Source organism: Poseidonibacter antarcticus (assembly GCF_003667345.1).
In the GTDB taxonomy this organism is placed as follows: Bacteria; Campylobacterota; Campylobacteria; order Campylobacterales; family Arcobacteraceae; genus Poseidonibacter; species Poseidonibacter antarcticus.
Genome location: NZ_RCWF01000002.1, coordinates 338,764 through 360,059 on the forward strand (window position 1 = coordinate 338,764; position 21,296 = coordinate 360,059).

Genomic DNA, 21,296 nt, shown 5'->3' on the forward strand with positions numbered 1-21,296 from the left:
CTTTTAAATTATTAAGAAGGAATTATAGCCCTCTTAATATTAAAAAAAGGGTATTTAATACCTTGTTAGAAAATAACTATTTCTCTTGTATTTTTTGAATAAAAAAGGCTTTACATGACACAAAGAGATATGGCAGGTTTTTTAGATATTGATGTTAAAACAATAAGAAATTGGAGAAAAAATAAGCCTAATTTATACAAAATAATTATGCAAGGATTTGCTATTGAAGAAGCAATTGCTAAAGCTGAAAAGAATGCTAAGGAATTAAGAGAAATTGTAGAAGTTTTAAATAAACCTAAATAAAATCTAGGTTTATTTTTTAGTTATTTTAAAACTTACCTAAAACCAATTCAGTTTTAGCTAAAGATTTATTTGAAGAATCAACTGCGTTAATATATACTATATAAGTATTTCCTTTTCCACCTGAACAAGGGGCAAGATATGCACCTGGAGTTTTTTTGAATCTTGTACCTGTATGTGCTGTTACAACTTCAAAACCTTCTTTTAATTTAAATGTTTCGCCTTGTTGTGCTGGTACCTTTACATCTTTTGTGTTTTCTTTTAGATTAAAAGCTATAACTCCATGACCGCCATTGTCCATTTTTGTGAATGTTTTATCGCTATATGTAAAGATTAGTTTTGTAGTATTTTGAGGAATATTAGATACTTTTAGAGCTGGTGTAGAACCTGCTTGAACATTATAATTTGAACAAACTTCATCTTTTGGAACTGTTATTCCATCCCATTTATTATTAGTAAACTCTACATTTAAATCAGTAGCAAAGATTGAACTTACAAATAGTAGAGAGCTCAATACAATTGATTTTTTCATTTTTATTTCCTTTTTTTAAATATCTTCTTAATAATAGCAAATATTTTAGATATAAGTAAATAAATTTTTGATTTAAAATTACCATTTTGATTATTTAGATATTTTACTATTTCATAATTCCCAAACATTGAAGCAAACATTATAGGTGTTGTTCCCATTCCATTATTTTCATAGATATTTGCTCCACCGTGAACTAGTATTTTTACAATATTTAAATAACCTTTGAAACAAACTCCAGCAAGTGGAGTTTGTCCTCTATCATTTTTTTGATCAACATTAGCACCTAAGTTAACAAGCATTTGGCTTGTTTCTTCATTGCCATTGTAAGAAGCTAGCATTAATAAACTATTACCTTTATGGTCACATAAGTTTATTGGCATTGAAGCATCAAGCATTGCTTTTAAATCTTGTGTTTTACCTTGTCTTGCAAAATCTAGTGCAAATACTTGAAGTTCTTCATACCTTTTTTGCTCTTCTTGTGTGATTTCCATATTTAGATTCCTAAAGCTTTTTTAACACCTGCTGCATAATCACTATGAACTTGTTCAAATAGTCCTAATTGTCTATTTACAATTTCACTTGGAACACCATCCATTGCTTCTGCAATATTTGAGAATAGTTGTTCTTTTTGAGTTTGGCTCATTATGTTAAATAGTGCTGTTACTTGTGTAAAGTCATCATTTCCATCTCTATGATCATATCTATCTGCCACATCACCTGTTTCAAATTTTGGTTCTGCAAAGTTTTCATCTTCAACTGCTCCACCAAAACTATTTGGTTCATAATATGCATCTGTTGGTTCTTTTTGCTCATAATTCATAGGTCCATCTGTATGATAAGTATTAACTTCAACAATTGGTCTATTTACAGGTAATGTCTCATAATGCGTCCCTACTCTATATCTATGTGCATCAGCGTATGAGAAGATTCTAGCTTGAAGCATTTTATCAGGTGAGAAACTAATTCCTGGAACTATATTTGATGGTGAAAATGATGCTTGTTCAATTTCATTAAAGTAATTTTTTGGATTTTCATCTAAAGTCATTTCTCCAACTTTTATCATTGGATAATCCTTATGAGACCAAACTTTTGTTAAGTCAAATGGATTAAATGAACATGCTTTTGCTTGTTCGTCTGTCATAATTTGAATTTCAAAACTCCATTTTGGGAAATTTCCTTTTTCAATATTTTCAAATAAATCTCTTTGATTTGATTCTCTATCTTTTGCAACAATCGCTTCTGCTTCTTTATTTGTAATAGTTTCAATACCTTGAAGTGTTTTAAAGTGGAATTTAACCCAGAATCTTTCGCCTTGTGCATTTATTAAACTATAAGTATGTGAACCATAACCATTTACGTGTCTATATGATTTTGGAAGTCCTCTATCTGACATTAAAATAGTTACTTGATGTAAACTTTCAGGAGATAATGACCAAAAATCCCACGCAGCTGTATTTGATCGTAGGTTTGATTGTGGATGTCTTTTTTGAGTATGGATAAAATCAGGGAATTTATATGCGTCTCTTATGAAAAATACAGGTGTATTATTTCCTACTAAGTCCCAGTTTCCTTCTTTTGTATAAAATTTAAGTGCAAAACCTCTTACATCTCTTTCAGCATCAGCTGCACCTTTTTCACCTGCAACTGTTGAAAATCTAAGAAGCATTTTTGTGCTTTCACCTTTTTGTAAAGCACTAGCTTTTGTATATTTTGAAATATCTTCTGTAATTACTAACTTACCAAAAGCTCCACTTCCTTTTGCGTGAACAACTCTTTCAGGAATTCTCTCTCTATTTTGATGAGCTAATTTTTCTATAAGTTGATAATCTTGCATTAAAACAGGACCTCTTGCTCCTGCTGTTAATGAGTTTTGATTATCTGAAATTGGATTACCAGCTGTTGTAGTCATAGTTTTTTTAATCATAATTTTATCCTTAGTATTTTAATGGAAAATATTTTTCCTTTGATAAAATTATTCTATATGAATAAAACTTAATCAAAGCTTAACCATTTTATCCTATTTATTATTGATAAATCCTATTAATAAAATATTTATTTGACTTTTCTTCTAATTTCTATTATTATTCACTTGTCCAATGATTGGATGATTAAGAAAACTTAGGAAAATTATGAAAATAAAAAAACCAATTAAAATATCATTACCAAAACAAATATCAATTGAAATTGAGAAAACTATAAAAAATGGGATATTTAAGTTAGGAGAAAAAATTCCTTCTGAACCTGATTTGGTAAAAGAGTTTGGAGTTAGTAGAAATACAATTCGTGAAGCAATTCAATCTTTAATACAAGCAGGAGTTTTAGAATCACGACAAGGTGATGGAACTTATGTTATTGCAATAAGTAAATTTGAAGCAAATATTTTAAATCGTTTGAATAAGTCAAAAACTTCAGAAGTTCATGAAGTTCGTATTTGTTTAGAAAAAGAAATTGTTAAACTAGCAGCGCAAAGAAGAAGTGATGATGATTTAAAAAATATTGAAAATGCACTTAATCAAAAAAATTTAACAAAAGGTTCTTTCATAGAAAATAGTGAAGCTGATTTAGAATTTCATCTAGCTATTGCAAAAGCTTCCCATAATTCAATTTTTTACGATTTATATAAATCTTTATCTCAATATATTTGTACTTCAGTAGCCCAAAGATTAAAATCAACAAATATGGAAGAAAAAATGATTTATCAATTGCATCTAGAACTTTTTGAAGCAATCTCTGCTCAAAATAGCGAGAAGTCAGAAGAAATTATAATTAAAATTCTAGAAATTTAGAAAAGGTTAAAAACATGAGATCAAATCCCCATTTATTAATAATTTTTTTAGGAATTATTTTTGTTTCATTTAATTTAAGAGCACCCATTACATCTGTAGGTCCTATTATTGATTTGATCCAAGCACAATATAATTTAAACAGTAGTATGGCTGGATTTATTACTACTCTTCCATTATTAGCTTTTGCAATATTCTCTCCCTTTGTTGCAAAAATAAACCATAAAATTGGTCATGGTTTGACTATGTTTGCGGGACTTCTTTTAATAATAATAGGAGAACTAGTTCGTTCTTATACAAATGTTTATGGATTATTCATAGGTACTATATCAATAGGAATAGGAATTGCTATTGGAAATGTATTAATACCTAGTGTAATAAAACATAAATTTAAAAAAAATGTTGGAAGTATTATAAGCATTTATATCACTAGTATGTGTATATTTGCAGCTTTAGGCTCAGGATTAAGTATTCCTGCAACCGAAATTTTTGGTTGGAATACATCTTTAGCAATTTGGGTAATATTAGCTTTACTTGCTTTAGTAGTATGGCTTCCCCAACTTAAGGAAAGTGAAAACTATAATAACAGTGATGACTTAAAACTAGAAGAGATTATGCAAAGCAAATCAATATGGAAATCTCCTCTTGCATGGTGGGTAACATTATATATGGGAACACAGTCTTTATTATTTTATACTTTAATTACGTGGATTCCTTCTATTCTTATGTTTAAAGATTTTGATAGCCATTTTTCTGGAATGATGTTATTGTTATTTCAATTAATAGGATTACCAGCTACTCTAATTGTTCCAATAATTGCAGATAAAATCAAACACCAAAAATTTATTGCTACTATTATTTCTTTAATCTATTTACTTGGAATAGTTACACTTTTATTTGCACAATCTACTTTTAGTGTTATTTTATCAATGATATTTATAGGTCTTGGAATGGGTGGTGCTATTAGTTTAGCAATTGGATTTATATCATTAAGAACTCCTCATGCTAAAAAAGCAGCAGAGCTTTCAGGTATGTCACAATCAGCGGGATATTTATTTGCAGCTGTTGGACCTATCTTAATTGGTTTTATATTTGATCTAACAAAATCATGGACAAATGCACTTTTAGTATTAATCGCATTAACCTTGTTATTAATTCTTTTTGGATTAAAAGCTGGGAGAGATGAATTAACCCATCATTAATATAAACTATAAATAAAAGACATTATTTAATACTAGGACTTATACTCTTCCAATCTTCTCGTAAAGTTTTTTCTAAAGTAAATTTATCTTTAGAATTTGCTTTTTCATTATAGTCATAAGGAGTTACAACAACAAGTCCACCTTTTAATAAACTTGTAAAAGTATTTGATTTTACTTTTGTATCTGAAAAAATTGAAAACTTCATTTCAAAACCACTAATATCGTGAAAAACAGAATTTTTTCGTATAAATTTTGTATATTTATTCCATATAAGACAATCAATAAGTACCTTTGAAGCATCAGGACTTAAATCTACTTTTAAAACTTTTCCTATTTCTACATTTTTATAATAAATAGGTGAGTCTACATTTACACTTGATGCCGTACTATCTTGAACTCTAAATATTGTTCCATAATGAGAATGATTAATTGAAGGTTGAGAATCACTTCCTATAAAATTAGATTTAAAAACTTTACTCTTACTTTTTATAATACCAATATTTACAGCCATAATAGTTGAACCTACATTAGCAATTTCTTGAAATGAGATTCTTGGTTTCTTAAGAAAAAATCTTGTTCCTTCTTTTGCAAAGGCATCATAATCATTATAAATCAATGCTTTTACTTCAACTTTTCCTTTTCTATTTAAATTTACTTTTGTAACTTTCCCTACATTTACACCTTTGAAAGTCAGTTGTGAAAAGTTTTCTTGTACTCCTTCTACATCATCAAAAACTATTGTAATGCTACTTGATGAGTTATTCATTTCATCAACACTAGAAAATATTTGATAATCATCATAAATCATATTTGAATTTGTATCAAGGTGAATTGAGCCTTCAAGCAATGAAGTAAAATTATCAACTTCAAACAATACGCCACTTAAACTAGCTTTTAAGTTTACTATTCCTTTTTTGTAAAATCTACTTTGTTTATTTATATATTTTTCAAAAGTTTTATATATAAATAAATTAACCTTTGATTTATGATTGTTAAATTCTATATCTTTTACAAAACCTATCTCTTGATTTTTATATATAATTGCCATATTTTCTTTGAGTTCAAAATCGTTATTGTAATAAGCACTTATTACAGAACCGCTGTTATAAACTCTTTTTAATTTTTCTACATCTTTAAAAGACTCATAAAGCTTAAATTCATTTTTAGTAAATTTACCTTTTCTTTTTTCACCTACAATTCCTATTGCACCATTTAATAGTGGTTCTATTCCACTATAATTTATATTTAAATCTAATGTTTTCATTTCTACTAATTTTGAACTCATATCATAAAATAAAATATGATTATTTAATAAATCTTTATATTTTTCCTTTATAGAAATTTTGATTTTTACTTTTCTTAAATCAGAAGTTAAAGCATAATCTATTACATTTCCTACTTCTATATTTTTATAATATATTTTTGATTTTTTACTAATTGAGTTTAAGCTATCACTATATAATGTAAGTTCTATATTTTTATGGTTTTTTGATACCTCATCCAATCCTTGTGCATAAAAACTATTGCTAAACTCACCTTCATTAAACTCTAGACCAATATAATTTCCTTTTACTATTGTTCCTAAATTTTTAACACCTTCTAGACTAACATCAGCCTTTGCAATATAAAACTTTGTATTATTTGTTAAAAGATATTTATATTTTTTATATACATAAGCTTGCGATGAAATATCATCTTTAGTTAACTTAATATTAATTAATTTACCAATATTTATTCCCTTATAAAAAATTGGAGTATCAATACCTATTCCATCCGCATTTAAAAATCTAAGGTCAATATTTATTTTTTCTTTTAGTTCATCTTTACTTGCGTATAATTTATAATTCTCACTTTTTTGAATTTTAGCATCATTTTTATTTTCAGTTATAACTGTAATTCCACCTACTAAGGCTGAATAAAGAGATCCTAATTCTATTTTTAAACCACCTGGTCCATAATTAACTTTTAATGCTTCATTCATTACAAATTTTGAACTTTTATTTACAAGATAGTTAAATTTATCATAAATATATGAGTTTAAAAATACTTTTTCATCTTTTAATTCTTTTGAAACAACTTCTCCAATTTGAAATTTGTTATAAAATATTGGAGTTCCTACTTCTACATTATCTTTATTATTTGAAATAATAGAAATATAATATCCATTATCTGCTAGTTCATCATCAGGTTGACTATCTAGTCCTACAAATGAATATTGTTCTATTCCTTTATTAAACTCTTCTTGTGTTTTAAATTTTGGAGATATTTCAATTTTATATCCACTAATTAATGTACTAAGTCCAGATATTTTAGTAAGTGATATTGTTGGTTTTTTGATATAAAACCTTGAACCTTCACTTGCCACATATTGGGATACATCATTCTTAACTAAAATATTTACGCTAACACTTTTTAAATCTTCATACATAGTTATTTTTGTGACTTTTCCTAATTGAAGACCTTTATATTCAAGTGGAGTGATACCCTCTTTTAAACCTTCTGCACTTTTAAATACAACTGTAATATTTGTACCTTTTTTCATATAAGATTCGTATGCAATCCAAGACAAGATACCTAATATTATAATTGGTAAAACCCATATAAATGAAACCGATTTCTTATCTTCTATTTTTGGTTTATAAACTACATCTTCAATAGCTTCTAAATTTTCACTACTCATCCCAAATAATCCTTGTATCAAATCTATGTGCTGCTATCATTGTTAATATTACCATTAAAGCAAAAGATGTGGCAGCTATTCCACCTTTTATATTAAATATTTCATTAAGTTGTACAATAGAAGATAAAAGTGCTACGACATATATGTCTATCATAGACCATTTTCCAATAGCTTCTATAAATTTAAAAATAATCACTCTTATGCTATTACTCATTTTTACATTTACTTTTATTGAAACAAAAATAAATATCAATCCAGCTAATTTGATTATAGGTATAGCAATACTTGCTGTAAATATTACAAAAGCAATAAAATAGTTTTCATATTCTAAAAAACTAATTACTCCTTCAAAAATTGTACTCTCAGTTGTAATACCAAACTTTGTAACTTCCATAATAGGATAAAGCATTGCAGGAATATATAGTAATATTGCACAAATAGTAAGAGCTAGTGATACTTGAAGAGAATCTTTGATTCTATGTCTTACTTTATGATTACATCTAGTACATGTAAAATCACTATAATCTTCTCTTTCAAATACCTTATGACAATTTCTACAAGATACTAAAACCATTTATTCTCCAAAAACACTTTTCCCCTCAAATTTAATATTTGACATATAAAAACAAAATAAATATGCTAATAAACAATAAAAACCAATATCAAACTTTGTTGAACTTACCATTCCTATTAGTTTTATATATGTAACAATTATACTTATAATAAAGACTTCTATAAAGCCCCAATGCTTAAAAAAATGAAATCCATCATGAAGTAAGGTATCTGTAAAAAACCTAATTTTTGTATGGGCTTGAATAAATGCAAAAATTATAATTAATGAGTTTAAAATAGGTGCTAAAACAATTGTAAAAAAAACGATTAATCCAACTACAAAAAAGTTTTGTTTTAATAAAATCAAAACTGTATCAATCAAAGTTGCTTCTAATTCTATACCACCAATGGATAATGATATTAAAGGATAAATACTAAGAACTACAAAAAGTAAGAGTGAAGAAATAGCATAATAAAGAGAATCAAAGCTCTGCTCTTTTTCAATATGTAACTTGCTATTACATCTAGGGCATCTATGTTTTAAAGAACCTTTTAAATTTTCTTTCTTTAAAAATAATCCACAGCTATAACATTCTATAATTTCATTTGTATCAACTGCCATTTATATCCAAGTTATTAATATATATTATTCTAACATAATTTTAATAAATAAGATTTTTATTAGAATTTAGAATATATATAGTATTATTACTTTGCAATTTTTTTGCGCTTAGAATACAAATAATTTATATAAAAAGGTTAATAATATGGAATTTAATATAACTCAAGGTCAAGTAGGAACAAGACCACCTGTGGTAAAACCAGATCCAAAAGTATTAGAATACTTAGGAGAAGAAGGAATGAGAAAACTAATTTCAGATCACTATGATTTATTAAAAGAAAGTAATATTAGAGGATTATTCCCACCATCAGAAGAAGGATTTGCATTAGCAAAAAAACATTCAGCTGATTTCTTTATACAAATTTGTGGAGGGCATCCTTATTTTAATGAAAATAGAGGTAAACCTATGATGGCAGGACGTCATGCTCCTTTTGCTATTACACAAGAAGCTAGAAGAGTTTGGTTGGAATCTTATATTATGATTTTAAAACCCTTAGATATGCCAGAAGATTTAAAAAAATCATTCTGGAACTATTTAGATATATTCTCAATTTGGATGATGAATACTACTTCTGAATCTTAATAAGTACTTTTATGTAGGAGATGTTTCTCCTACTTTAGTAGAAGAAACTTCTATCATATCTTTACCTTTTGATTTTGCTAAATATAACAATCTGCTAGCTTCATTTATTATTTCTTCAACATTTTTTTCTAATGTTGCAATAGAAATACCAAAAGAACAAGTTAAATTTATTTGATTTGACTCGTAAATAAAATTTTTTTGATTTATAATATCTTTTATCTTGTTTATTATTTCTATAGATTCACTCAAAGAAGCATCAGGAAGTAAAATTATAAATTCTGCCCCTGCCCATCGAGATATTGAATCATATTCTCTTAAACAGTTTTTTATTAATTTGATTAAATCTTTTAAAATAAAATCACCTACATCATGATTATACTCTTCATTAATATTTTCAAATTGATCAATACCAAAATAAGCTAAACAAAAAGATTCTTTACCTCTTTTCATTTCTAAGTACTCACGATCAATAAATTTTATAAATATATTTCTATTCCAAGTATCTGTTAATTTATCCATTTGATTTTTTGTAGAATCAAACTTTTCAATTATCTCATATAATAAATTTAGTAATGTAACATGAGAGAAATATAAATTATTAAATAATGTTTCACTAATAGGCTTAGACATTAAATATCTAGATAATAATTCAGAAATAAGTTTATGAAAATCATCATGAACTGATATTAACTCAATATATTCATGCTTTTTATCAAGTTTTGATATTAATGCAATATATTCATTAAATGTACAATTTTTCAAATTCCGAAAATTATCAATAGTTTCTTTTTTAATAGTACTTTTACATATAATTCTTTTGATTGCTTTATTATAGTTTAAAGTATGTTCATTAATAAAATGATTAGTTTTAACAATAATATATTCTATTTCTTCTTCACTATAAATATGTTCCATATAATAATCCTTACGGCTAATTATAAGTACATATAACTTAAGAAATAATAATTTTTATATTATTGTAAATAGTATATTATTTTATTTTTGTAGTATTAATTCCTGGATTACTTTCTGTACCAATATAATCATCTACAGTTGAATTATATTTTAAATATGCAAAAATTGCTCCCACTATTAAACAACCTATTACCACTAATCTAACAATATTTCTTTTTTCTTTTGACTCATTTCCATTATAATCTTCAATGTCTTCATTTTCTGGTTCTTTATTTAAATTATTCATTTTTAATCCTTTCTTTTTATAAGTATATATAACATATACTTAAGTTATTATTATAATTACATCTTATATGAATGATACCATTAGTTGATTGACTGTAACAGTAATTTCTTTAATATCTTTCTGTTCTTTTGTCATAAATGTATCTAGATTCTCTCGTATTTTATAAAACTTTTCTTTTTCATTTGATATAAAATTATTAAATGCAATTTCTGGTTCTTCATTTAATCTTTGGAACTCTAAAACCTTTTTCGTATAATGAACTATAATAAACTCAATAAACTGTAGAACTTGATTTCTAAGAATCATATCACTTGCACTTGTAATTTTTACTTTATTTAATTCTAGAATTATTTCTAAAATATTAAATTCATGTATAAAAGAATAAAATAGCACTATTACATCTTTAAATGAATGATGAGTATCTTCTTTAATTACTATTGCAGGGACTGCAAATCTCAGATAATCAATTACTGTAAAGAATTGATTAAATTGTTCATCACCTTTTATTAAAATATTAGTATTTTGCTTATGTATTTGAGATAAAAGAGTAAATAATTCATCTTTGTGATCTAGAATATGAGATGAATCTAATTTATTTTTTTTAAGATATTTAACCATCCATCTAGTACTTGAATACAATGTAAATTCTAATTCATTTACAAGATTATACTGTTTTTCAATATTCATAATAGAGTCTTGTGAGTATATTTTCTTTCTTATATCTTCAGCACCAAACAATTGTTTTGCAACCAAATAAGATTCTATTTTTAATAAATATCTTTGTCTTCCTAATTTTTCATAATCAGAAATAAAAGTAACACCTTGATGATTGATTAAAATATCAGCAATCATTGTTGCAATTATTTCTCTTTTTAATGGATGATTCAATATCTCATGTTCATAAACTCCTACAAAAGATTTAGGGAAATATCTATATAAATATTGTAAAGAACAAGTTTCATCTACAAAATTTGATTCTAAAAGTATTTTTTTTACAAAAATCTTACTATAAGAGAGTAATGAACCTAATACTGGTCGAACTATTGAGCCATTTATATCTATGATTTCATTTATATTTTCATTTTTTGGAATATAAAAATCTCTTCTATTAAAAGCTTCAACATTATTTTCTAATACTTCAATAGAATTAATATAATCATCTAAATACTTTCTTGAGAATCTTTCATCAATAGAAATTACAAAAGCTTGATCATAATTATTTTGTAAGACCATTTGAACAACTTGTTCTTTTAATAAGTTTAGTGTTTCATTAGATTGTTTTTCTGTTAAATTTCCCTGTGCTTGTATACTTTTAAGTAGTATTTTTAAGTTTACTTCATGGTCTGATGTATTAACTCCAGCAGAATTATCAATTGCATCTAAATGAATTCTTCCTCCATTTAAAGCATATTCGATTCTAGATTTTTGAGTAAAACCTAGGTTTCCACCTTCACAAACTATTTTTGCTTTTAATTCATTTCCATCAACTCTTACTGCTTCATTTTGTTTATCACCAATTTCAAGATTATTTTCATCACTTGCTTTTACATATGTTCCAACGCCACCATTAAATAACATATCAACTTTTAATGTAAGTAATTTTTTACATAACTCTTCACCTGATATTATATTTATATCTGTATCTAAAAGTTTTTTGATTTCTGGGCTTAAAACTATTTCTTTATCACTTCTAGCAAATATTCCTCCACCTTTAGAGATAATACTTTTATCATAATTTATCCATCCACCATTTTTAGATTCAAATAATCTTTTTCTCTCAATAAATGATTTTTTGATATCTGGATTTGGGTCAATAAATATATCTTTATGTGAAATTGCTCCTAAAAGTTTGAATGTTTTTGATTCTATCATTCCATTACCAAATACATCTCCACTCATTGAACCAATTCCAATTACTGATATTTCATCTTTATAAATATCAATTCCCTCTTCTATAAAGAATCTTTTTGAAGACATAATTGCACCACGTGCAGTAATTCCTAAATCTTTATGACCAAAACCATTAGAACCTCCACTTGCAAATGCGTCACCTAACCAATACTTACGTTTTATTGCAATTGAGTTTGCAACATCACTCATAGCAGCAGTTCCCTTATCAGCAGCAACTACAAAGTAAGCATCATCTTCATCATAACAAACAATTTTATCATTTTTGACAATTTTCCCATCAATCATATTATCTACTAAATCTAAATTAGCATTAATAAATAATGAATAAACCTTTTTGAAATACTCTTTTGTTATTTCAGAAGTATTTTTGTTAATTACAAAACCACCTTTTGAACCATCGGGAATAATAATAGAGTTTTTACCCTCTTGAGTAATCATTAAAGATTTAATTTCTTGTCTATAATCATCATGTCTATCAGACCATCTAAGACCTCCACGTGAGACTTTTGACATTCTTAAATGCACTCCATAAAAATCTCTATGATAGATAAAGTTTTCAATATTTGGTTGTAAACCTTTTAAGTCTTTTCCAAATTTTCTAGTATCAATCTTAAATGATATTGTTTCTTCATTTAAAAAGTAGTTTGTTCTTAAAAGTGATTTAACAAGTAATAATGAGATATTCAATATTTTATCATCAATAATTTGAGGGATTTTTTTGATTTCATCTTTTATTTTATTTTCTATTGATTCTAATTTACTATGTCTATTTTCAATATTAGGTTCAAATTTTATTGTAAAATACTTTACAAACATACATGTTAAGCTATGATTTATAATAAGCGTATTTAATATTGTTGCTGAATTAATAGTTAAAACAGCTTGTGAAATATACTCAATAAAAGCGCTAATCAACATAATTTTACGTAAATTGAGATTTTCTTTATATACCAAACTATATGCTTGTGAATACTTTACGGTAGTATCTTTTAAAGAATAATTTATTATAAATTCTAAGTTATCTTTTGCTTGTTCAATTTTATTAAAATCATTAATATTTAAATTAAACCTTGAAATATAGACAAGTTCTTTATTGTTAGTTACATTATATGTAACTTCATCAATTATTTCAAAACCAATATCATGTAATAATGGTGTGATATGAGATAAAAAAAGTTGTTCTGTTGAGAATATCTTTATATATTTTGATTTTTTATTATCTATAATTTTAGTAACAATCTTTTCTTTTACAACTTCTTGAAAAAGTTTATCATCAATTGCTAAATCATCAGGTGTTAAAAGTTGTGAGCATATTGCTTGAATATCTGATGTTGACATAGTAAATCCTTCTATTTTATACCTAAATCTTACTCTTTATATCTTAAGGATTTGTTAAATAACTATCAGTTTATAATATTTTGCATTCAATAATTTACTTATATCTTCTGGTTTAACTTCAATATCAAGTCCTCTTTTTCCACCACTTAAATAAATTGTTTTAAACTCTTTTGCACTAGAATCAATAATAGTTTTTAGTCTTTTTTTCTGTCCTAAAGGAGAAATTCCTCCTAATAAATATCCTGTAACTTTTTGGGCTTCATCTTTATTTGCCATTATTGCTTTTTTAACACCAAAAGCTGATGCTACTTCTTTTAAACTAAGTTGATTTGCAACAGGTAAAACACAAACTGCTAACTCTTTTGGTGTTAATTCTACTAATAGCGTTTTATAAACTTGTTTTGCATTTAAACCTAACTTTTCTACTGCTTCATTTCCAAAATCTGTACAGTTTGCATCATGCTCATATTTGTGTATTTTAAAATCACATTTGTTTTTTTTAAGTAAATTAATTGCTGGTGTCATCTAATAAAAACTCCTTTTTTATAATCTCATCACCATTTATTAAAATTGATATAAAATGTTTTCCTAAATAGTGTTTTCTTGTTGACATATCTCTAAAACTTTGTTTTTTAACAAACTTTTTGGAAAAAGATTTTATCTCATTTTGACTTATCATAAAGACTTTTTTATTGTGTGTTTTATTTGATTTTAGATAATCAATAGCGTACTCAACTCGTACATTTCCAATATTTTCTTTAGAAATCAACTCAAAAGAAAAATTCAAACTTTCATTTACTTTTACAATAGAATTATATTGGAAGTCTTTTAGTTTTATATGAGAAGATTTATTAAAATTAAACAATTCTAGTATTTGTTTATCACCTTTTTTAAGTAATGTTCTACTTGCGTGTTTACATATCCAATCAAGTTCTTTTGTCTTTCCTAAATTATTTTTTACAAACTGTTTAACAATATATGGATTATCTTTTGAAATATCATTTAAGTTATTTGCTACAGATTTTCTTACATAAAAACTTTCATCATTTTTAAGACTTTCTATTATTCCTAAAACTTTAATAGGATTTTCTTTAAAACGAGGTAGTGAAATAGCCCAAGGGAGTCTTGGACGACAGCCTTCTGATGAAAGTCGTCTTAAGTCTTCACTTTCACTTTTTGTCCAATCTTGCATTTGATCCATAGTCTTATTTTCATATTTTAAAATAAACTGCCTAATAGCAAATTCGCTACTAGAATCAATAGTAAATATTTTCAAAGCCTTCATAGAGTTTTCAAAATCATCAAGACCAAAAACTTCAACAAAATCTTGAAAAAACATCGCGTCAAATGATGAAAAATCTCTTGATACAGGTTCTAAAATTTCAAGTTGCTTTTCATATGAAAAGGGAAGATATTTATTTAAATTTATTGCAATGTGTCTCATTCTTTGTTTTAATTCTAACTCTTCCCACGAATTATCAAAAATAGAATTTATGAAAGATTTTTTATTAAATTTTTTATAATATTTTTTTATCTTTAATGCAAGTTTATTTATATAACTTTTTGTATATACATTTTTTAGTTGTTTAGCCATTTGTTTCTTCCAAAATTTTTATTGTATTTTATAGTAAGTTATCGATTAATTAGATAAATATATAGCTTTTATATTATATATTTATTGTTAATTTTAGTTAAAAGTTCGTATTTAAATTTTTAGTTTTAATAATATAAAAAAATTTTGTATAAAACTAAAAAAAGAGTATAAGAATTTTATACTCTTTTTTCTTTTATTTAAGATAAATTTTCTTCTACAAAATCCCAATTTACAAGTTTCCAGAAATTTTCTAAATATGCAGGTCTTGCATTTCTAACATCAATATAATACGCGTGTTCCCAAACATCACAAACTAAAAGTGGTTTTAAATTATCACCAAGTGGTGTTTGTGCATTTACTGTTGTTATGATTTTTAGTTCTTTATTTTCATCTTGAACTAACCAAGCCCAACCTGAACCAAAGTGTCCAACTGCTTTTGCTGTAAACTCTTTTTTAAACTCTTCAATTGAACCAAAAGTTTTACTAAGAGCACCTTCAAGTGTACTTGGAAGTTCTTTTTGATTTGGTGTTAAACCATTCCAGAAAAAGTTATGATTATAAACTTGAGCAGCATTATTAAAAATACCACCTTCTGCACTGGCAATAATTTCAAGTAATGATAAATCTTGATATTTAGTATTTTCGATTAGTTCATTTAATTTATTAACATAAGTTTGATGATGTTTTCCATAGTGAAATTGTAAAGTTTCCTCAGACATCATTGGTTCAAGTGCATTTAAAGCATAAGGTAAAGTCATTAATACGTGTTTCATTTTTTATCCTTTTTTATTAAATTAAATTTTATTTATTTTACTACAATAAAGTAAATATTACTCACTAATTAAAATTAATTTTCCAGTTTTTGGGTCTTTATATACTTGTCCCAAAGATTTAAACCCTTCTTTTGAATCTAAACTATCTTTTATATTTTTTGGTACATTTGTTAACTCTTTACCTTGAGTGATTTTTAAAGAATCTTCTACATTAAAATGCTCTTGTAAATTTGGACTAATTGCTACAAGTGCAGCTATTAATCCACAAGCAAAAACTAAAATAATATCAACAAGATTTGCCAAAGGTCCTAATGGCTCATCATCTTCTTTTATAAAATGATCACTTGAAAATCTATTTTTCATTTTTCTTTTCCACTTGCTCTTCCATAATTGTTAAAGCCTTGTCATACCATCTTTTTCTTAGCCTTGAAATTATAAAACCAGTCATTCCAGCTAATAAACCTAAAACAGTTGTATCAAATGCAACAGACATTGCAGTACTTAAGATTTTAACATCACCATCACCAAGAGCTGCTAGTCCAGGACCTAAAGGAATTAATGTTCCCATAAGTCCAAGCATTGGAGCTAATCTTGTAATAAAATCTGCTCGCTCGATTCTTTTTTTTGCAATTGATAAAACATAAGGGACATCATTTGTTTTGATAAGTTTATTTATCTCAACAGTTCGCTCACCTATACTTATACCAACTTCATATAAACCCCAAACAACAAAAAATATTAAAGCCCATGAAACAGGCTCTAATAAAATTGCTGTTATTTGATGCATTAATCCTACAGATATTGATGAAAACATAATTATCCTTTTACTCTTGAAAAGAAGATTGATTTAATTAATCCTGCTAATAAAATTAAAATAGTAGCAAAAATAAAATACATCATAAATGATTCATTTTGCTTATCTTCTGTTTCTTCTTTTGATTCTTTATTTTTTTGTTCAGTTTTTTCGTCTTTTTTGTTTTGTTCTTGTGTTATTTTTTGTGTTTTTTCTTCTATTTTAATCTCTTGAATAGTATTAGGTGTAGTTTTTTTAGCTACTTTATCAAGTCTAGATTGGCTTAAAACTTTTTCTAGTTTTGAAGCTGTTTCTTTATCAATCTTAGTTTTTACAAAATCATAAATAGGATGATTTGCATGAGTGTGTCCACTTCCTGGAATTCCATATTTTATAATATTTTGTGCAAATGCTTTTGCTAATTGCTCTTGTGTTTGTTCATCTGCTTTCCAAAAATCTTTTTGTATTGCAACAAGCATTACAGCTAAAATATTTGTTTGCACTTGAACTTGATGATTTGAAGATAAAAACTCATCTAAACCTAAATCTAATTTATCATCAATATAAACAGCTTTTACATCTTCCCAAACCCAATTAGTTATAATTTCAGGACTAGTAACTTGCCATCCCCAAAGATACTCTATAAATTCACTTCCCATAGTCCTAGCACCACTATAACCTTCATTCATCAAAGGTTTAATCCATTGAGGATTTAAAAATCTTCCTCTTAACTCACCTAAAAGTGCAGTTTGTAGTGATTGGATTTTTACATCTTTTGCATTTGAATTATCTATTACAAAAGAGTTTGGTTGTTTTCCTGTAACTGTTTCAATGGCTAAATTTAAACCGCCTAAATAGTCAAAAGTATCATTGTTATCAATTAAACCATATAAATTACTAGCTCGTCCTAAATATGTATTTTCAACATTTTTTAATTGTCTTTTATAACTATCTGTTGCAATATGACCTTCTAAATCTTGTGTATAAGCATATCCAACTCTTTTGATAAATACATCACCTAACTCTTTTCTATCATTCCAAGAAGAAGAGCGTTCAACTAATCTATTTATTCCAGCACCGTAAGAGCCAGGAGCAGTCGCAAAAACTCTATAAGATGCTCTTTTACCCAACTCTTCTAAGTTTATATGTGGATTGTTTTTTAATATTTCTCTTGCTTCTTTAACCCAGTTTGATGCAACTGCATTAACTTCTAAACTCTCACTTCCCCCAACTTTTAACTCTCCTAAACTTGATAAAGCACTTTCAATTGATAAAGTTAAGGCAGGATATTTATTGATTATCACATTGTATGAAGAATCAATTGCCATTAATACAGCTTTGTTTAATAGTGCCAATTGAGCGCCATATAAATCTCTAAATAATCCAGAAGATGTAAAAACTACATCAATTCTTCTTGTTCTTTTTTCATCTAAAGGAAGTTTTTCTAAACCTTTTAAAATTCCTCTACTATTCCAAATGGGTTTTACTCCTAATAAATCAAGACCAAAAGCAACCATAGCACCTTCATCTCTTACAGTATCAGAAGCCCAAAGGATTACAGCTTCTTTTTTATGTGAGTTTTTTTCTTTCTTTTCTCTAATATTCTGAGCTAATTTTACACCCATTTCATAACCAATTGTAGAAGGAATTAAACTACCATCTAAAGCATAAAAATTTCGTCCAGTTGGAAGTGCTGAAGCTGTTCTAATTGGGTCATTTCCTTTTCCTGCATTTACATATCCGCCATTTAAAGCATTTACTAGCGATTCTAATTCTTTTTTAGGTGAAATAATTAAGTTTTGTTTTGTTTCTTGCGAAACTACAGAATCTTTGCTCATTGATTCAATCATCGTATCAACAGCTTCACTAGTCCAGTTTTGTCCAAAAGTATGAAGTCCTAAAGGCATAAACTCTTCTTGTAAATGTGTTAAATAATGCCCTACTTCATGAAGTAAAAACTCATCATCAACCTCATCAAAACCAATACCACGTACTTTTAATTCTTCATCCATACTTGCAATTAATTCATCTCTTAAGTTCATTTCATCAATTGAGATTTTGATTTTATTAATTGCATTTTTTCTAATATTATCATCGCTTGCTGCTTCTGCACTTTCGATTAATTGTCTTAATTCTAATAAGTTATCATAAAGTTTAGTTGTAGCCAAAGGTGGCGTTAAATGGTCAATTATGATAGCCTGACCTCTTCTTTTTGCTTGAATTCCCTCACCTACTCCATCTACAATATATGGATAAATACTAGGTATTCCTTCAATAATAATTGATGGATAATCACTAGCACTTAAACCAACACTTTTTCTAGGTAAAAATTCATAAGTTGAGTGTCTTCCTACATGAATAATACCATCAGCTTTAAACTTATCTTTCATATAATAATAAAATGCCAAGTATTGATGTGTTGGTGGAAAAGATAAGTTTGCATGAAGAAGTTCTTCATTTAATTCCCAACCTCGTGGTGGTTGTGGTGCTAAAATCACATTTCCAAAAGTTACTGAAGGAATAAGAAGTTCATTATCCCAAACCATAACAACACCAGGAGCTTCACCCCAACCTCTTAAACCTTCTATTTCCATTTTGATTATTGCATTTTTTAATGCACTTGAATTTTTATAATTAAACTCTTTTTCATCTTGACTTAATTTTAAAATTTTTTCATATTCATCTTCTAGTTGTTTTAATAAATTAATTGATCTTTGTCTACTTTTACTTCTAACACCATCTAAAGCGTGATGTAAATTTGCAATAGTTTTATGCATATAATCTTTTATAGCTTTGTATGATGAAACTTTGTTTGAAGCTTTAACGCCTTTTATCTCTTCATCTAAAAAATTAACAATTTTAGAATCTAATGCTGCTAATGGTCCAAATTTCATTTCAGCTTGAATATCTAAAGGAAGTGTTTTTAAATATGCTTCATAATCTTCAAGTTTTACTGTTGGAACTTTTTTGCTTAACTGCTTTAAAGCTTTTTTATCATTTGGTAAATTTACACCTTTTTCTTGCAAAAGGTCTAATAACTCTTCACTAGAATTTGGTAGTTCACCTACGTTATAACCTTTTGAACTTAATTCATTTAAAATTTTAAATAAAGATGCAGGTACGTTTAAATTATCGGCACCAATATTATGTCTTCCTGGAGGGTGATTATAATAAATTATTGCAATTTTTTTATCTTTGTTTTCTTTTGTTTTTAAATTCATCCACGCTTTTGACTTCTTGATAATATTTTTGATTTCATCTTTCATTAATTTTGTATCAATGATTAATGCACCTGTTTTTAAATCATGTGAAGAATCATTATTCATAGCCAAAATATAAACTTGCCCAATACCTTGAAGTTCAGGCATTGAAATACGATAATGAACAGAATTTACAGGTAATCCTTGCGATGATAAAGAATAAGCTAAAGCATTTGTATCAAGAACTCTTAAGGCTTTTAAAACTGGAACATTTAAGTTCTCTAAACTCTTAGTAACATCTTGTCTTGACTCTCCACCACCTATTACAAAATCTTGCAAAGAAATAATTGAAAAAGCTTGTTTTGAAGAAAAACTTTTTGTTAATACTTCTAAACTATGAACTGCTTGAAAACTAGGCTTTCCCCATGAACTTAATATTGATACTACTTGTAATTTTGATTGTTTATAAATTTCTTCATGAATTTTCCAATCACTTGAATTATCTGCTCTATCATTATCTAAAATAAATATTACATTTGTATCATCTTTTAAATCTTTTTTTAGCTCATCAATACTTTCATAAGTCTTAGAAGCATTTGCATTTAAGAAATATCGTACAGGTTTTAGTTCTAATACTTTTGACCATTTACTTTTATCCAGCGTACTATTTGATAGAAAAGAAAAAAGATTTGAAATATTTTGACTACCTCTGTTATCCCAATAAGCTCTTGCTTGTAAATAGTATGAATAGTTTTTAAACTCTTTTTGTTTTAAGTTTAATAACTCTTGGTAAGAAGATATTTCTTTATCTTTTTCTAATAGTTTTGAAGGAAGTGAAGTATAGTTTGCTTTTGATATATCTTTGTTTAAAGCTATTAATCTTCTATCACCTTGAATAGAAACTACAGTTTTAACATCATCATAATTTTTTGATAATAATTTTTCAACCACATCTCCAAAAACCGCTGTATATAAAACAATATCCGCTTTATTAATCTCTTCTTGAATTTCACTATTACTCATATTTAAAATCTGAGAAACAGAACGAATAGAGATTTTATCCTTTGAATCTTTCAAATAATAATTTGCACCAGCATTTAAACTAGCAGCTGACCTATTGGAAACAACACTAAAAATAGATTTGCTATTTTCTTGGGCGAATATATTTATTGTAAAAATAAACATAATATAAAACATCAAAAAATGCTTGAGCGATAACATAAAACTTCCTA

19 protein-coding genes are annotated in these 21,296 nt (G+C 26.6%); 4 read left to right on the forward strand and 15 right to left on the reverse strand.

What is annotated here, in order from left to right; all coding sequences use genetic code 11:
• Window positions 1-114 precede the first annotated feature (114 nt).
• Window positions 115-303 carry a hypothetical protein gene (locus D9T19_RS04385; protein ID WP_121626989.1) on the forward strand — a complete coding sequence of 63 codons (189 nt, stop codon included), beginning with the start codon at window positions 115-117 and terminating at the stop codon, window positions 301-303.
• A gap of 25 nt (window positions 304-328) precedes the next feature.
• Here D9T19_RS04385 and D9T19_RS04390 read toward each other — a convergent pair whose 3' ends face one another.
• Genes D9T19_RS04390 through D9T19_RS04400 form a run of 3 tightly spaced genes read right to left on the reverse strand, consistent with a single transcriptional unit; the run spans window position 329 to window position 2,756 of the window.
• The gene (locus D9T19_RS04390) at window positions 329-832 is read right to left on the reverse strand and encodes a hypothetical protein (RefSeq protein ID WP_121626990.1); all 504 of its coding nucleotides are present in this window, start codon (window positions 830-832) and stop codon (window positions 329-331) included.
• Window positions 833-834: 2 nt separating this feature from the next.
• Window positions 835-1,323 (reverse strand): ankyrin repeat domain-containing protein, encoded by a 489-nt coding sequence (locus D9T19_RS04395; RefSeq protein ID WP_121626991.1) that lies wholly within the window; start codon window positions 1,321-1,323, stop codon window positions 835-837.
• 2 nt (window positions 1,324-1,325) lie between these two features.
• Entirely contained in the window at window positions 1,326-2,756 is a 1,431-nt protein-coding gene (locus D9T19_RS04400) for a catalase (protein ID WP_205588681.1), read from the reverse strand.
• A 205-nt stretch (window positions 2,757-2,961) separates the two neighbouring features.
• Between D9T19_RS04400 and D9T19_RS04405 the strand changes: the two genes are divergently transcribed.
• The gene (locus D9T19_RS04405) at window positions 2,962-3,618 is read left to right on the forward strand and encodes a FadR/GntR family transcriptional regulator (RefSeq protein ID WP_121626992.1); all 657 of its coding nucleotides are present in this window, start codon (window positions 2,962-2,964) and stop codon (window positions 3,616-3,618) included.
• A gap of 14 nt (window positions 3,619-3,632) precedes the next feature.
• Window positions 3,633-4,817 carry a CynX/NimT family MFS transporter gene (locus D9T19_RS04410; RefSeq protein ID WP_121626993.1) on the forward strand — a complete coding sequence of 395 codons (1,185 nt, stop codon included), beginning with the start codon at window positions 3,633-3,635 and terminating at the stop codon, window positions 4,815-4,817.
• Window positions 4,818-4,839: 22 nt separating this feature from the next.
• On the opposite strand, the gene D9T19_RS04415 is transcribed toward D9T19_RS04410, so the two are convergent.
• Genes D9T19_RS04415 through D9T19_RS04425 form a run of 3 tightly spaced genes read right to left on the reverse strand, consistent with a single transcriptional unit; the run spans window position 4,840 to window position 8,671 of the window.
• Complete coding sequence (locus D9T19_RS04415; RefSeq protein WP_121626994.1) at window positions 4,840-7,497, reverse strand: MlaD family protein; 2,658 nt, start codon at window positions 7,495-7,497, stop codon at window positions 4,840-4,842.
• Window positions 7,490-8,071 carry a paraquat-inducible protein A gene (locus tag D9T19_RS04420; protein ID WP_121626995.1) on the reverse strand — a complete coding sequence of 194 codons (582 nt, stop codon included), beginning with the start codon at window positions 8,069-8,071 and terminating at the stop codon, window positions 7,490-7,492. The genes D9T19_RS04415 and D9T19_RS04420 overlap by 8 nt, the downstream gene beginning before the upstream one ends.
• The gene (locus D9T19_RS04425) at window positions 8,072-8,671 is read right to left on the reverse strand and encodes a paraquat-inducible protein A (RefSeq protein ID WP_121626996.1); all 600 of its coding nucleotides are present in this window, start codon (window positions 8,669-8,671) and stop codon (window positions 8,072-8,074) included. It lies immediately after the preceding gene.
• 145 nt (window positions 8,672-8,816) lie between these two features.
• Here D9T19_RS04425 and D9T19_RS04430 point away from each other — a divergent pair, with 145 nt between their 5' ends.
• On the forward strand, window positions 8,817-9,254 hold the full coding sequence (locus tag D9T19_RS04430) for a globin domain-containing protein (RefSeq protein WP_121626997.1): 438 nt from the start codon (window positions 8,817-8,819) through the stop codon (window positions 9,252-9,254).
• Window positions 9,255-9,263: 9 nt separating this feature from the next.
• On the opposite strand, the gene D9T19_RS04435 is transcribed toward D9T19_RS04430, so the two are convergent.
• The 9 genes from D9T19_RS04435 to D9T19_RS04475 form a co-directional block, all read right to left on the reverse strand.
• Window positions 9,264-10,169: a GGDEF domain-containing protein gene (locus D9T19_RS04435; RefSeq protein ID WP_121626998.1), complete on the reverse strand. Its 906-nt coding sequence runs from the start codon at window positions 10,167-10,169 to the stop codon at window positions 9,264-9,266.
• A gap of 76 nt (window positions 10,170-10,245) precedes the next feature.
• Window positions 10,246-10,455, reverse strand: coding sequence for a hypothetical protein (locus D9T19_RS04440; protein WP_121626999.1), 210 nt, complete (start codon window positions 10,453-10,455; stop codon window positions 10,246-10,248).
• Between the two features lie 63 nt (window positions 10,456-10,518).
• Window positions 10,519-13,704 carry an NAD-glutamate dehydrogenase domain-containing protein gene (locus D9T19_RS04445; protein ID WP_121627000.1) on the reverse strand — a complete coding sequence of 1,062 codons (3,186 nt, stop codon included), beginning with the start codon at window positions 13,702-13,704 and terminating at the stop codon, window positions 10,519-10,521.
• Between the two features lie 54 nt (window positions 13,705-13,758).
• A complete protein-coding gene (gene ybaK, locus D9T19_RS04450; RefSeq protein WP_121627001.1) occupies window positions 13,759-14,229 on the reverse strand; it encodes a Cys-tRNA(Pro) deacylase in 471 nt (156 codons plus the stop codon).
• Window positions 14,213-15,298, reverse strand: a complete 1,086-nt coding sequence (locus D9T19_RS04455) for a DNA alkylation repair protein (RefSeq protein ID WP_121627002.1) — start codon at window positions 15,296-15,298, stop codon at window positions 14,213-14,215. Before D9T19_RS04455 ends, ybaK begins: the two co-directional genes overlap by 17 nt.
• Before the next feature lie 197 nt (window positions 15,299-15,495).
• Window positions 15,496-16,071, reverse strand: coding sequence for a superoxide dismutase (locus D9T19_RS04460; RefSeq protein ID WP_121627003.1), 576 nt, complete (start codon window positions 16,069-16,071; stop codon window positions 15,496-15,498).
• 57 nt (window positions 16,072-16,128) lie between these two features.
• Window positions 16,129-16,434 carry a DUF2149 domain-containing protein gene (locus D9T19_RS04465; RefSeq protein ID WP_121627004.1) on the reverse strand — a complete coding sequence of 102 codons (306 nt, stop codon included), beginning with the start codon at window positions 16,432-16,434 and terminating at the stop codon, window positions 16,129-16,131.
• Window positions 16,424-16,885 carry a MotA/TolQ/ExbB proton channel family protein gene (locus D9T19_RS04470; protein ID WP_121627005.1) on the reverse strand — a complete coding sequence of 154 codons (462 nt, stop codon included), beginning with the start codon at window positions 16,883-16,885 and terminating at the stop codon, window positions 16,424-16,426. The genes D9T19_RS04465 and D9T19_RS04470 overlap by 11 nt, the downstream gene beginning before the upstream one ends.
• Before the next feature lie 2 nt (window positions 16,886-16,887).
• Window positions 16,888-21,285 carry a cobaltochelatase subunit CobN gene (locus tag D9T19_RS04475; protein WP_121627006.1) on the reverse strand — a complete coding sequence of 1,466 codons (4,398 nt, stop codon included), beginning with the start codon at window positions 21,283-21,285 and terminating at the stop codon, window positions 16,888-16,890.
• Between the last annotated feature and the right edge of the window lie 11 nt (window positions 21,286-21,296).